We start from the raw sequence: 12,581 nt of genomic DNA, 5'->3' as shown, positions 1-12,581 counted from the left end.
ACTTTAATTAGAATTGATTTTTTATCCTCGTGATATATCGGAATAGTTTAACCTACCGTTTTAACAAAATCATTTGCCCTAAATGATAGCTCAAATGATTACTTCGTGTAAGCACAATGTTTAATTTATTCCTGTGTGGCTCTCTTTCAAAGTCTTCCTGTGATACAGAAGTGTGCCGCTGAAACCATTCGTTAGTGTGCATCAATTTGAAGCACTTAGATAGTTGAATGTTTACGTTTGTCCAACTTTGTTTTACTTCGTTTACGGTTGGGATTTCGGCAATGGCTTTGTCGGGATTATCTAAGAAAATGTTTTTGTAATCAGGGAAAATAGGATTACAGATGTCAAGTAAACGAAATAGCTGGTCGTGTGTGGCGGTAAGATGTCCCAAAAGGTAAATGCCTCTGTTTTTTGATGTCGCCACTTCCCGAAGTAACTGCTCATCACTTAACTCTGTGAGCAATTTATCAGTTTGTTGTATTCTTGTATTCCACATATCAAGAACCATTTTTACGAATAAGTTTTGTTCTATTTCCATTTTAATAAAATTTGATTTTTATTCTAAACAGCTAACCAACCACCGTCAACAACTAATTCCGAACCTGTCATATAAGAAGATTCTTCGGAAGCCAAAAAAGCAATTACGGAAGCAACTTCTCTCGGTAAGCCTATGCGTTTCATTGGGGTTCTTCCAATGGTTAATGGTGCTAATTGTGGGTCTGCTAAAAATGGTTCTGCCGCAGGTGTACGAATGCCACCGGGGTGAACCGAATTGACACGGATATTTTGTTCTATGTAGTCAAGTGCTACTGCTTTTGTCAACGTTCTTACAGCACCTTTTGAAGTTGCATAAGCCGTTGAACCGATTGTGTTTGCTATCATTCCCGCAATAGAAGACATATTGATTATAGAACCACTGCCTGCCGCTTGCATTGCAGGTAAGATGTATTTGCATCCGAGAAATGTACCTCTAACATTGATGCTGATTGTTTTATCAAACTGCTCAACAGTCATTTCGCTTATAGGTGTAAATTCAATTATTCCAGCATTGTTTACCAGTATATCTACTTTGCCAAATTTGTCCATTGCTGTCTTTATCACTTCAACCCAATCTTTTTCTATTGAAACATTATGCTTGATAAATATTGCTTCTGTTCCATTATCTTGTAAAGATTTTATTAGTTGTTCGCCCAATTCTGCATTTATATCTGTGGCAATTATTGAAGCCCCTCTTTCTGCCAAAACACGAACTGCTGCTTCGCCCAAACCTTGTGAAGCACCTGTAATTAAAGCTACTTTGCCTTCAAGTTGTCGTTTGTTTTTCATTGTCTGTTTTTGTTTTGTTAGAAAAAAAGTATCTGCTTTTTAGTAGGCAGATACTTTTTTTTCTATTTGATAATAAACTACAACTGTGTTTGTCCACCGTCAGAAAGAAGGTCAATACCTATGCTGAATGAACTTTCATCAGAAGCAAGGAAAAGTGCTGCTGCTGCAATTTCTTCGGGTTTGCCAATTCTTTGCATTGGTAAAAATCCTGCATACAATTGTTTAATTGCTTCCTGACCTTCTTTTGTATCTGCTTGTGTTTCAAAAATCGGGGTATCAACGGGGCCAGGGCTAAGTGTGTTAACACGGATTTTGCGCCCTGCCAATTCTGCTGAAAACGTTCTGCTGAATGAACGTAAAGCCGCTTTTGTAGCACTGTAAACACTGTGTTCGGGAACACCAACAAGATGGGCACTTGAAGCGACAAGCACAACAGAACCACCATCATTCAAAAAAGGCAATGCTTTTTGAACCGTAAAATAAGCGGCTCTAACATTGATGTTGAAAAGATTGTCAAAGTGTTCAGGCGTGGCGTTTTCTAACAAAACACGCTCAACAATTCCCGCACTTGCAACGATAATATCTAACTTGCCTTTTTCTTTGGCAACAACACTATACAAGCGGTCAATGTCTTCCAAATTAGAAACATCGCCTTGCACGGCTGTAACATTCGAGCCGATTTCTTTTACTGCTTCGTCTAACTGTGATTGTCTTCTGCCTATGATGAATACATAAGCACCTTCCGCCACAAATCTTTTGGCTGTGGCTAAACCAATTCCACTACTACCACCCGTGATAACAGCTACTTTGTTTTCTAATTTTTTACTCATTTTTTTCTATTTTAAATTGTTAGTAAATTCATAATTTGTATATCCTTCTTTGCCACTTGCAAAAAACAAATCTTCCTTGCCTGCGGTAAGTTCTTTGTTGTTCTGAAAGCGATAGGGTAAGTCAGGGTTTGAAATAAACAATTTGCCAAAGGCTACGGCATCGGCATTTCCATCATCTAAAATTTTGTTTGCGAGTTCAAAAGTGAAGCCTTCATTTACAATGTATGCACCTGTAAAAGCCGTTTTTAGTTTTGCACCCAACCAATCTCTTTCATTGTAATATTCTCTGGAGCAGATAAAAGCGATGTTTCTTTTGCTAAGTTCTTCTACGACATAACCGAATGTTTTTTCGGGACTACTGTCGCCCATATCGTGGGCATCACAACGTGGCGACAAATGCACTCCAACTCGTTTGGAAGTCCAAACAGAACAAACGACATCGGTAATTTCAAGTAAAAACCTTGCACGGTTTTCAGGAGAACCGCCGTAAATATCTGTTCGTTTATTGCTGCGGTCATTTAAAAATTGGTCAATTAAATATCCATTTGCAGCGTGAAGTTCTACACCGTCAAAACCTGCCTTTTTCGCATTTTCAGCACCTTTACGAAATTGTTCTACTATTTGCGGAATTTCTTCTGTTAGCAATGCTCTTGGTGTAACGTAGGGACGTTCGGGACGAAGTACATTTACGTTACCGCTTAATGCAATAGCACTTGGTGCTATGGGTAAATCGCCATTGTGATAAATCGGGTCTGATACACGACCAACGTGCCATAATTGTAAAACCATTTTACCACCTGCATTGTGAACTGCCTCAACTATTTTTTTCCAGCCCTCTGTTTGTTCGTCAGACCAAATGCCGGGCGTATCGGGATAACCAACGCCCATTGGGGAAACCGATGTTGCTTCTGAAATAATCAGTCCAGCCGATGCTCGTTGAACATAATATTCTTTCATCAGTTCATTTGGTACACGACCAACTCCGTTTGCTCGTGTACGTGTCATAGGCGACATTATGATGCGATTTTTAAGGGATATATCGCCTATGGTTATCGGTTCAAATAATTTTGACATACTTTCTTTTTGTTTAATAGGTTTTAAACCTGTGCTAAACCACCGTCAGCAAAGAGTTCTACGCCTGTTACATAACTTGAAGCGTTTGAAGCAAGGAATAGAGCTACATCGGCAATTTCATCAGCTTCGCCTGCACGTCCCATTGGAACTTGGGAAACAAACATATCCTGACCTTCTTTTGGTGCTGTTTCAAAAGGTGGCGTTTTAACGGGGCCAGGACTGAGTACGTTTACTCTTATACCACGTTCTTTCAGTTCAGCCGTCCAATTACGGGCAAATGAGCGGATTGCAGCCTTTGCAGCACCGTATAAACTCATTCCGTAAAATGCCTTTGAACCTGCAATAGAACCTGTCAAAATAATTGAACTATTGTCTTTTAAGAGTGGCAAACCATTTTGAACTGTGAATACAACTCCTTTCACGTTCAAATTAAAAGTATCGTCAAAATTTTCGTTTGTGATTGAACCAAGTGGAACAAAATTACCAACGCCTGCATTGGCAAGAATGATGTCAATATGCCCTTTGGTTTCCTTTACTATTTTGTATAGGTTTTCAATGTCTGATAAATTGGTTACATCGCCTTGCACGGCTGTAACATTTGAGCCGATTTGTTTTACAGCTTCGTCTAATTGTGATTGTCGTCTGCCTGTGATAAACACATACGCACCCTCTTCCACAAATTTTTTGGCTGTGGCTAAACCAATACCACTACTACCGCCCGTAATAACAGCAACTTTGTTTTCTAATTTTTTCATTTAAGTATATTATTTTAGTGCGTTTAGAATACCTCCACCATCTATGACATAATCACTTCCTGTTATATTAGCTGCCGCATCGCTTGATAGAAATACAGCAAGTTTTGCGACTTCTATTGCTTGCCCAACTCGTTGTAACGGTAGTTTTAAAGCAATATCTTCGTATGTTTTTTCTATTTGCTCCTCGGTCAATCCAAATTTTCCGAAAATGGGTGTTTTGATAGCACCGCAGGAAATAGAATTAACCCTAATCCCTTTATTTCCCAATTCGGTCGCCGCAACTCTTGCCAACGCATTTAATGCGGCTTTGCTACTGCTATAAACAGCAGCTCCCGATGCAGCAGCCGTGGCGTGTATGGAAGAAAGAAACACAACCGAACTTCCTTTTTCAAGGAATGGCAATAGCTGTTGAAGAGTAAATAAAGCACCCTTATGATTGATATTCATAATGCTGTCATAGTGTTCTTCAGTGATTTGCTCTATGGGAAGCATTTGGGCTATACCTGCATTGATGAAAAGAAAATCTATTTTGTTTGTGTACTTCTTCAGTTCTTCTGCCAACCGTTTTGCATCGCTGTATATACCTTGGTCGGCAACTATTCCAATAGCACCTAAATTATTAGCTGCTTCTTCAACCTTTTGTTTATTTCTTCCGGTGATGATGACTTTAGCACCTTGTGCAATAAATTCCTCGGCAGTTGCGTAACCGATACCGCTATTACCTCCTGTAATAAGAATTACTTTATTCTCCATAATTTATTCTTTGTTTTAAATTTGTGTATAACCGCCATCAGCAACTAAATCAACCGCATTGATATAACCACTATCACTTGAAGCCAAGAAAAGAATGGATGTTGCTATTTCTTCTGGATTTCCAATGCGACCTAAAGGGATTAGTTCTGCGAAGTATTTTTTAGTTTGCTCTGCTTCTTCTTTTGATTTGAATTGTCCATTCATTAGAGGTGTTTCAATCGGCCCGGGACTGATTGAATTAACTCTTATTTGTTTGTCTTTTAATTCTGATGCCCAAGTCCTGACAAATGAGCGTAATGCGGCTTTAGAGGCAGCGTAAGTAGCATATTGAGGAAATCCTTTCCATTGAACATTTGATGAAACCACTACAATGTTGCCACCATCATTAAGTAATGGAATTGCCTTTTGAACGGTAAAAAAAGTTCCTTTGGCGTTAATATTGAACGTTTTTTCAAAATGTTCGGGTGTCACTTGTAATGTTGCGGCGGTTTCCACAAAACCTGCACTTGTAACTACAATATCTAATGTGCCTTTTTCTTTTTTAATGATGTTAAAAAGATTGTCCAGGTCATCAAGATTTGAAACATCGCCTTGCACGGCTGTAACATTTGAGCCGATTTCTTTAACTGCTTTGTCTAATTCGGTTTGTCGTCTGCCTGTGATGAACACATAAGCACCTTCTTCCACAAATTTTTTGGCTGTGGCTAAACCAATTCCGCTACTACCACCTGTGATAACGGCTATTTTATTTGCTAATTTTTTGCTCATTTAATTTATTATTTCCATTAGGGTTTCATTATTACGGAACCTGTTGTTACTCTTGCTTCAAGGTCTTTATGGACTTGCACTACATCAGATAGGGAATAGGAAGTAGGTTTTGCTGTGCCGAGAATGCCTGACCTGTACGTTGCAAATAAGTCGGCTGTGGCTTCTTCAAGTACATCTGTTTGCCTAACATACATCCCGATTGCAGGTGTGTCCAGTTCAATTTGCTTGTTTATTATTTCCTGACTGTACTTTGCTGTATCGGCATCGCCACCCGAAAAACCAAACAAAAAGATTTTCCCTCCTGTCCTTACACTTTGAATTGAAAGCGGAAAAGCATAGCCGGCAATGCCATCGTAAACAACATCAACGCCTTTGCCATTTGTAGCATCAAGAACTTGTTGAGCGAAATCTTTTGATGAACTCAATAAAACGACATCTGCACCTGAATTTTTTGCGTGTTCTATCTTTGCACTTGAACCTACAACGGCAATAACTTTCGCTTTTAAAGATTTAGCCCACCTTACTAATAATGTTCCTACACCACCTGATGCAGCGTGTACCAATATGGTGTCTGACGGTTTTAGCTGATAGACTTGTTTTATGAGCATTCGTGCAGTCAAACCTTTGGCAAGTATTGTGGCTGCAACCTCAAAGCTAATATCATCGGGAATTTTTATTAGGGCAGTTTCTTTTATTAACCTATGCTCTGCATAAGCACCGGGAGAAAAAAAGTAAGCTACACGGTCATTTTTTTTGAGTTTGGTTTCACTTCCACCAACTTCTTCAACAATGCCTGCTCCTTCAACTCCTAAAGTAAAAGGTATGTGAGGTATTCCGTAATATCCATTTCGCATATAGACATCAACGAAGTTTACACCAATTGCCTCTTGTCGAATTTTTACTTCTCCTGCACGGGGAGTTTCTAATTTTTGCTCTTCAAGTGTTAGTACATCAGGAGAACCCTGATTATAAATTTTTACTACCGTACTCATTTTTTAATTTGTTTTTGAGCCTTTGATAACAAGCATTTCTTGTTGCTAATTTTTCAAATTGTACTTTGCTATCAGTTGCTTAATGTTTTCCTCAATTTCTTTGATGGGTATATCTTCAATTGGAATTATATCAATCGTTTTTACTTTGCTCTTTTTTTGTGTCGGCTCTGTTTTTTGAATGAACTTTTTGTCTTCAATAAATCCAAGCAGAATTTTCTTTTTGCGAACCCATAAGAAAGCGATGTCAAAATCATTGTAACTGAAGAAAGGGATTTGATACTTCCGTTTGTGAATAATGTTTGCATTGACAGACATAACAATGCCTCTCAATGCAAACAAACACTCTCGAACAACAATCTCTTGTTTTTCGTAGTAATACTCTAATGGTGTTACCGCCTCCCTTTCTGACTTCATCAATCGTTTAGGCTTTTCAGATAATTTACCGTGTCAATCGGTTCTGGACGTTGACGATAATCGGGGTCTGCTTGAGCGTCAATAATTTTTCCGTTTGTTCCGATTACAAATCGTGCAGGGATAGGAAGTTCCCAAGCCGAACCCTCGTTGATTTCTTGTATGTTGTTGCTGAATGTATTAAAGTAAAGGTCTTTTAGGTAATCGGGCATTTCATACACCAAGCCAAACTCTTTACCTATTTTGTTGTCTTCATCAACCAGCATATTGTATTGCAAATGGATTTCTGCTGCCTGTTTCTCTGTTCTTGAAAAACTTTGTGGTGAAATAACAACAAGGTCAGCACCTGCTTCCTGAATTTGCGGATAAACGCTGTTCAATATTTTTACTTCTTCCACACAGTACGGACACCAACTGCCACGATAAAAACTAACCACCAAATTTCCTTTTTTCAATAGCTCGGTTGATGAGATAATTTCGCCTCGTTGGTTTTTAAGGCTGAATGTTGGTGCGGTGTCGCCTTTTTTTAGAATGCTATCTATTGCACCTGTTTCACGAAGAAATTGAATATGGCGTTCCATAATTTCAATTTTATCTCCGCTTAAATTGGCTTTGCCCCATTCGCTGATTTTTTTCAAGCGTGGTGCAAGAACTAAACTTGTATCTTCTGTCTTTTGCATTGCTCTTTGATTTAAAATTTTACATCAAAATTGACAATGCAAAGTTGCCTTAGATAGTAGTGATTAAAAATCAACTACATTAAAAAAAGAAGTGAAAGTAGATTAACTTTTTGCTTGTAAGTTGCCCTTTTGCTCTTTTGAAAAATGGATGACAGCCGCACCCAAAGCGGTAACTAATGCAGCAATGACAAACGTTATTTTTAATCCAACACTATCTACAAGAACTCCCCCTAACGTAGCTCCTGCGGCTACACCAATTTGTGCTGTGGATACCATTAAAGCCGAATTTTCTTCAAATCTTTCAGGCGAAGCATTAAACATCCAAACAGGAACATAAACACCTGCAAAACCAGAGAATAATATTCCCCATACTCCGATAGCGGCTATTGAAATTAACGCATAGTTGCTCACAAAAGATTCCAATAGAATTATACCACTCATAATTGCAATGGAAATGAAAAATGATTGTTTAAGTCCTATTCTTTTGATAGCCCATTCGGCAATAAAATTTCCGGCAAAAGCTGCTATTCCATAATAAAGCAGCATTACGGATAATCCAGTTTCAGTCATTCCGGGTATCAATCGAATATATGGCTCAAGGAATGTATAAGCTACGAAATGCCCGCAAAAGATGAAGATATTGATAATCAGCCCCGACCGTGCCATAGGTATATGAAATGCTCCCCAAATCCCATTTGAACCTTTCTTTGGAAGACTTTTTATTGTTGGTAAAAAGAAAATTTGAGCGATAGCAGCTAAAAACGATAAAACGGCAACAAAGAAGAACGCCCCTCTCCAACCATAGAACTGTCCAATAGTTGTTCCGATAGGTAGTCCAAATACAATTCCGAGTGAAATTCCCGCAGAGATTATCGCAGTTGCTCTATTGCCATATTCTTCGGTTACTAACTTCCTGCCAACAGCCAGCCCGAAAGTCCAAAAGCCTCCTACCGTAATGCCAAGGGCAGCTCTTGCAATCATCAAAGAAGTAAAATTTGGAGCAAGTCCAGCCAGTAAATTGGAGGCAACCACAATGAAAGATAAAAAGACAAGAACTTTCTTCCTATCATAACTTTTGATAAGCATTGGGCATAATGGGGCGGTCATAGCTGCGATAATTCCTGTCAAAGTAACAGCCCAACTAATTTCTCCTTCCGTAACATTTAAACTTTTCCTGATTGGCGTAAGAAGCCCAATGGGAAGAAACTCGGTTGTTACTATAACGAAAGCCCCAATGGCGATTGAAAGAACTGATGCCCAATCTGATGTTTGCTTATTCTCTTCCGTAATCATTTTTTTAAATGTGTCAAAATTGACAAAAAATTGTTTTAGGTGGATTTGATTAAAAACCACCTACATTTTAAAGTGAAAAACTTCTTAGACGGAAAATTTAAGCGAACAATCTCTTTGATGAAAAGTAAGACGGAACTAAGGCAATGATAGCGGCAACTGCAATCCATTGGGAGTTATCGCTAACTGCGATGTGAGCGAAAAATGCCAGTATGACATTATAAAAGAAGCCCGCATACGCCAATCCGGTAAGAAATTGTGATTTTCTGCTCCAAATAGCTATAAGTCCTAAAATTTTAGATATTGCCATTGGATATATAAGGTATGTGGGATATCCCAAGTGTTGAAATGCACCCCTTATAAATTCGTGGTTGAAAAAATACTCACTTGCTGAAAATAGCATTACCAGCGTTAATAAAGTAGTTGAAGCATAATACAAAATTTTTGTTTTTGTATCAGTCGCCTTTTTGTTGATTGTGTTTTCCATCTGTACTTATATAAAATTTACTATCAAAATTGACAATGCAAAATTGCTACAAGTATCAGCGACTTAAAATCAACTACATTAAAAAAAGAAGTGAAAGTAGATTAACTTTTTGCTTTCTGATTGCGGATTTTGGAAAGGAATTATCTTGTCACTCCCAAGTAAGGGAGCGATAACATATTGCTGAAACCGCTGTAAAATGTGGCTATCAATTGCTCATTTGTTGTTTAGAATTGGAATTAAATCGAGTTGTTTGTATAGTGATAGTAAATCGCCTACTCCCCAATGGTCAGTAATTTTTCCATTTTGAACCCGCATAACATCTACGGCTATAAATTCTATTTTTTTATGCGTTGGCTCAACATTTAAAAATGTGCCTTCGTGTGTACCATAGTATGTTTTGTAAGTCGTTACCATATCGTCATCGCAAATTTGCCAATGAATTTCTGCGTGGAAATCGGGAAAGGCTTGTCTTAGGGCTTTGTAAAGAGATTTTGTTCCTTCCTTATCAGCGGCAAATCCCCCTTTTTGTGGTGTATGGTCAACGTAGTTGTCGGCAAATATTTTGTCAAATAATTGGAAGTCGCCTTTACCCTGAACGAGCATTGTGTTTTGTTTAACTATGTCAATAGATTTTTCTTTTTGTATAGGGGTTGCGCTTTGGTATGTGCTAAATACCTTTTGAACGGAAATCACATCCATTGATTCTCTGATTAGTTTAATTTTGCCGTTTTCTGCCTCTAAGCGACCCATATACAGTTGTTTGTATGGCAAACCATTCATTAGTGTTTCAACTTCGTATTCAGCAAATACCTGATTTGGTGTTACGATATGCACTTTGATGTTTTTAAACCCAAAGCCAGGTGCAATTTTCAGTAAGCCTGAAATCATATTTTTAATATTCTCACGCCCTTCGGTTCTCCAACCCTTGTCCAATGAAGCCAGATAAGGGAGTTCAATCGCTCCATCCTCCGTAAATAATGAGGCTATGTATTCCGGGTCTTGAATGTGAGTTAAATACTCATTAAGTAATTCTTGTGCATTTTTCATTTTAACCTCCTTTTTATTTTGTGAGCATCCGGCTGATACTATTGCCAGCACTACGAATGCTATGATTGCCGTTTTCATCTCGTTTAGATTTTTATAAATAGTTCATTAAATGGCTTTCTTGCTTTTTTTGCCTTTGATAAAAGGTCTAATTCCTGATTGCGATAGCCCAACGCCAACAGAACTGTGCTTTGCAACCCTTTTTCTTTAAGGTTTAACACTTCGTCTAATGCAGTGGGGTTAAAACCTCCCATTGGAGCAGCGTCAATTAACTCGGAAGCGGCTGCAATCAAAGCCGTCCCTAATGCGATATGTGCATCTCTTGAAGCTAAATTTGCTTTTTCTTCTTCTGTTTTACCTCCGAAATAATTTTTCAGACTGCTTGAAAATCCTGACAAGGATTCAAGTGGTGCATTTCGTGTTGTTGAAACTAATTGCATCATTTCATCAATGTATTCTGATGAAATGTTGGTTTTATTTGTAAACACAAGTAGATGAGATGATTCTAATACCTGTGGCTGTGGACAAGCCTTTTGATGAATTTCTTTTTTTAATTCCTCATTGCTGATTACAAAAATAGTGTAGGGCTGTAAGCCTGCGTTACTTGCCGTAAGGCGAATAGCTTCTAAAATAGTTTGTAGCTTTTCGGCAGGAATTTTTTCGCCTGTCATCCTCTTTGTGGCGTATCGCCAGTTGAGTTGTTCTATTAAGTTCGACATTATCATTTCGTTTCTAAAATTGATAATGCAAAGGTGCTACAAGCCGTAAAAAACGACCAATAATGTAGTTTAAGAAATAGTCTTAATGTATATTAATGGTATGAGATTATTTTGTTGAGATGTTCTTACGAACAATGCTCAAAAATTCAGGTGTAATACCTATATAAGAAGCAATCTGGGTATTAGGTAGTCTATTGGAAAGGTTCGGATACTGATTTAGAAAAGCGATGTAGCGTTCTTCGGCTGTAGAACTTATGGTTTGCAACAATCTATTTTGCAATTCAACAAAATTATCTTCAACAATAATTCTGAATATTCTATCAAATTTCGGAAAGTTCTCAAATAAAAAAACAATCTCTTTTAATTCAATTTGAAGAATTATTGATGGCTCTATCGCTTCAATGAACATCTTGCTTGGCTTGCCTGAATGAAAACTGCCGATGTCCGTAATCCAATTATTTTCAGCTCCAAATTGCAGATTATGTTCTTTGCCATTGTTATCGACACTGTACATTTTAAAACAGCCTTCAACAATAAAATTAAAATGCTTGCAATTGTCGCCTTCCTGTAAGATGAATTGTTTGCGTTTAATTTTTCGTTCGATTGTTCTTTTTGTGATAGCTTGTATTTCTTCATCGCTCAAAGGAAGGTAGCTATTAAAATGTAAAATGAGATTTTGAATTGACATTTGACTTCAGAGCTTACGAAAGCAAATTAAATTTTTGCTTTCTGATTGCGGATTTTGGAAAGAAATTGTGTTGTCATTCCTAAATAAGAAGCGATAACATATTGTGGAAAGCGTTGTAAAAATTGAGGTTGGCGGTTTATCAATTCGTCATATCTTTCTTCGGCTGTTTTACTTATGCTCCACAACATTCTTTTTTGAATAGCAACACCTGAACGTTCTACTTGCAGACGAAAAAAGCGTTCAAATTTAGGTACTTGCTCATAGAGTTCCTGTTCATCTTTATAGCTTAATTGAATAAGCGTGGAGTCTTCAATAGCTTCAACAAACAATGTTGCGGGCTGTTGTGTAATGTAACTCGCAAAATCGGAAGTCCACCAATCTTCAACCGAAAGTGCAATAACGTGTTCTTGCCCTTCATTAGTTACCAAATATGTTTGTAATGCACCTTTCAATACATAACTACGACATTGGCAAACGAAGTCAGGTTGTACAATAAATTGTTTCTTTTTGACTTTAACAATCCGCAAGTGTGAAACAAGAATTTCTTTTTCTTCGTCCGTTAAGTCTATAAATCTTGAAATGTTTTTAATTATCGGTGCAAAATCCTCCATACTGCAAAGGTAGAAAAATAAAAAGTGTGAATATTCCTTTTAGGGTCAAATCGCTGTACTTGATTGATTTATCAACTGTACTGCCTGATTTTGAGCCTACAACCTTTACGTATGCCTGTGTTTGGTGGTATGATGTATCTTCTTTTCGATATT

At 37.8% G+C, this 12,581-nt stretch carries 16 protein-coding genes; all 16 read right to left on the bottom strand.

What is annotated here, in order from left to right; all coding sequences use genetic code 11:
* Window positions 1-52 precede the first annotated feature (52 nt).
* Complete coding sequence (locus GVK91_RS25830) at window positions 53-538, bottom strand: DinB family protein (protein WP_159732197.1); 486 nt, start codon at window positions 536-538, stop codon at window positions 53-55.
* A 23-nt stretch (window positions 539-561) separates the two neighbouring features.
* Window positions 562-1,326: an SDR family NAD(P)-dependent oxidoreductase gene (locus GVK91_RS25825; RefSeq protein ID WP_159732194.1), complete on the bottom strand. Its 765-nt coding sequence runs from the start codon at window positions 1,324-1,326 to the stop codon at window positions 562-564.
* 77 nt (window positions 1,327-1,403) lie between these two features.
* On the bottom strand, window positions 1,404-2,156 hold the full coding sequence (locus tag GVK91_RS25820) for an SDR family NAD(P)-dependent oxidoreductase (RefSeq protein ID WP_159732191.1): 753 nt from the start codon (window positions 2,154-2,156) through the stop codon (window positions 1,404-1,406).
* Between the two features lie 6 nt (window positions 2,157-2,162).
* Window positions 2,163-3,230, bottom strand: a complete 1,068-nt coding sequence (locus tag GVK91_RS25815) for an alkene reductase (protein ID WP_159732188.1) — start codon at window positions 3,228-3,230, stop codon at window positions 2,163-2,165.
* Window positions 3,231-3,253: 23 nt separating this feature from the next.
* Window positions 3,254-3,985 carry an SDR family NAD(P)-dependent oxidoreductase gene (locus tag GVK91_RS25810; protein WP_159732185.1) on the bottom strand — a complete coding sequence of 244 codons (732 nt, stop codon included), beginning with the start codon at window positions 3,983-3,985 and terminating at the stop codon, window positions 3,254-3,256.
* 9 nt (window positions 3,986-3,994) lie between these two features.
* Entirely contained in the window at window positions 3,995-4,738 is a 744-nt protein-coding gene (locus GVK91_RS25805) for an SDR family oxidoreductase (RefSeq protein ID WP_159732182.1), read from the bottom strand.
* A gap of 15 nt (window positions 4,739-4,753) precedes the next feature.
* Window positions 4,754-5,506, bottom strand: coding sequence for an SDR family NAD(P)-dependent oxidoreductase (locus GVK91_RS25800; RefSeq protein ID WP_159732179.1), 753 nt, complete (start codon window positions 5,504-5,506; stop codon window positions 4,754-4,756).
* 17 nt (window positions 5,507-5,523) lie between these two features.
* Window positions 5,524-6,498 (bottom strand): quinone oxidoreductase, encoded by a 975-nt coding sequence (locus GVK91_RS25795; protein WP_159732176.1) that lies wholly within the window; start codon window positions 6,496-6,498, stop codon window positions 5,524-5,526.
* A 45-nt stretch (window positions 6,499-6,543) separates the two neighbouring features.
* Window positions 6,544-6,912 (bottom strand): DUF1801 domain-containing protein, encoded by a 369-nt coding sequence (locus GVK91_RS25790; RefSeq protein ID WP_235032997.1) that lies wholly within the window; start codon window positions 6,910-6,912, stop codon window positions 6,544-6,546.
* Window positions 6,912-7,589 (bottom strand): peroxiredoxin-like family protein, encoded by a 678-nt coding sequence (locus tag GVK91_RS25785; protein ID WP_159732170.1) that lies wholly within the window; start codon window positions 7,587-7,589, stop codon window positions 6,912-6,914. Before GVK91_RS25785 ends, GVK91_RS25790 begins: the two co-directional genes overlap by 1 nt.
* 102 nt (window positions 7,590-7,691) lie before the next feature.
* Window positions 7,692-8,882, bottom strand: a complete 1,191-nt coding sequence (locus GVK91_RS25780; RefSeq protein WP_159732167.1) for an MFS transporter — start codon at window positions 8,880-8,882, stop codon at window positions 7,692-7,694.
* 97 nt (window positions 8,883-8,979) lie between these two features.
* On the bottom strand, window positions 8,980-9,366 hold the full coding sequence (locus GVK91_RS25775) for a DoxX family protein (RefSeq protein WP_159732164.1): 387 nt from the start codon (window positions 9,364-9,366) through the stop codon (window positions 8,980-8,982).
* 213 nt (window positions 9,367-9,579) lie between these two features.
* Entirely contained in the window at window positions 9,580-10,491 is a 912-nt protein-coding gene (locus tag GVK91_RS27435) for an ester cyclase (protein WP_200845706.1), read from the bottom strand.
* 5 nt (window positions 10,492-10,496) lie between these two features.
* On the bottom strand, window positions 10,497-11,129 hold the full coding sequence (locus tag GVK91_RS25765; RefSeq protein ID WP_159732161.1) for an NAD(P)H-dependent oxidoreductase: 633 nt from the start codon (window positions 11,127-11,129) through the stop codon (window positions 10,497-10,499).
* Window positions 11,130-11,235: 106 nt separating this feature from the next.
* On the bottom strand, window positions 11,236-11,817 hold the full coding sequence (locus GVK91_RS25760; protein ID WP_159732158.1) for a Crp/Fnr family transcriptional regulator: 582 nt from the start codon (window positions 11,815-11,817) through the stop codon (window positions 11,236-11,238).
* A gap of 26 nt (window positions 11,818-11,843) precedes the next feature.
* A complete protein-coding gene (locus GVK91_RS25755; RefSeq protein ID WP_159732155.1) occupies window positions 11,844-12,428 on the bottom strand; it encodes a Crp/Fnr family transcriptional regulator in 585 nt (194 codons plus the stop codon).
* Between the last annotated feature and the right edge of the window lie 153 nt (window positions 12,429-12,581).

The sequence above is a fragment of the Sphingobacterium sp. 18053 genome, assembly GCF_902706145.1.
GTDB lineage: Bacteria > Bacteroidota > Bacteroidia > Sphingobacteriales > Sphingobacteriaceae > Sphingobacterium > Sphingobacterium paramultivorum.
Note: the sequence above shows the minus strand (reverse complement) of the source record. Positions and strands in the feature narration are given on the sequence as shown.

Coding starts and splice junctions, on each gene's coding strand:
- GVK91_RS25780 (WP_159732167.1), bottom strand. CDS start 8,882: ATGATTACGGAAGAGAATAAGCAAACATCAGATTGGGCATCAGTTCTT.
- GVK91_RS27435 (WP_200845706.1), bottom strand. CDS start 10,491: ATGAAAACGGCAATCATAGCATTCGTAGTGCTGGCAATAGTATCAGCC.
- GVK91_RS25775 (WP_159732164.1), bottom strand. CDS start 9,366: ATGGAAAACACAATCAACAAAAAGGCGACTGATACAAAAACAAAAATT.
- GVK91_RS25790 (WP_235032997.1), bottom strand. CDS start 6,912: ATGAAGTCAGAAAGGGAGGCGGTAACACCATTAGAGTATTACTACGAA.
- GVK91_RS25785 (WP_159732170.1), bottom strand. CDS start 7,589: ATGCAAAAGACAGAAGATACAAGTTTAGTTCTTGCACCACGCTTGAAA.
- GVK91_RS25815 (WP_159732188.1), bottom strand. CDS start 3,230: ATGTCAAAATTATTTGAACCGATAACCATAGGCGATATATCCCTTAAA.
- GVK91_RS25830 (WP_159732197.1), bottom strand. CDS start 538: ATGGAAATAGAACAAAACTTATTCGTAAAAATGGTTCTTGATATGTGG.
- GVK91_RS25825 (WP_159732194.1), bottom strand. CDS start 1,326: ATGAAAAACAAACGACAACTTGAAGGCAAAGTAGCTTTAATTACAGGT.
- GVK91_RS25760 (WP_159732158.1), bottom strand. CDS start 11,817: ATGTCAATTCAAAATCTCATTTTACATTTTAATAGCTACCTTCCTTTG.
- GVK91_RS25765 (WP_159732161.1), bottom strand. CDS start 11,129: ATGTCGAACTTAATAGAACAACTCAACTGGCGATACGCCACAAAGAGG.
- GVK91_RS25795 (WP_159732176.1), bottom strand. CDS start 6,498: ATGAGTACGGTAGTAAAAATTTATAATCAGGGTTCTCCTGATGTACTA.
- GVK91_RS25755 (WP_159732155.1), bottom strand. CDS start 12,428: ATGGAGGATTTTGCACCGATAATTAAAAACATTTCAAGATTTATAGAC.
- GVK91_RS25820 (WP_159732191.1), bottom strand. CDS start 2,156: ATGAGTAAAAAATTAGAAAACAAAGTAGCTGTTATCACGGGTGGTAGT.
- GVK91_RS25810 (WP_159732185.1), bottom strand. CDS start 3,985: ATGAAAAAATTAGAAAACAAAGTTGCTGTTATTACGGGCGGTAGTAGT.
- GVK91_RS25805 (WP_159732182.1), bottom strand. CDS start 4,738: ATGGAGAATAAAGTAATTCTTATTACAGGAGGTAATAGCGGTATCGGT.
- GVK91_RS25800 (WP_159732179.1), bottom strand. CDS start 5,506: ATGAGCAAAAAATTAGCAAATAAAATAGCCGTTATCACAGGTGGTAGT.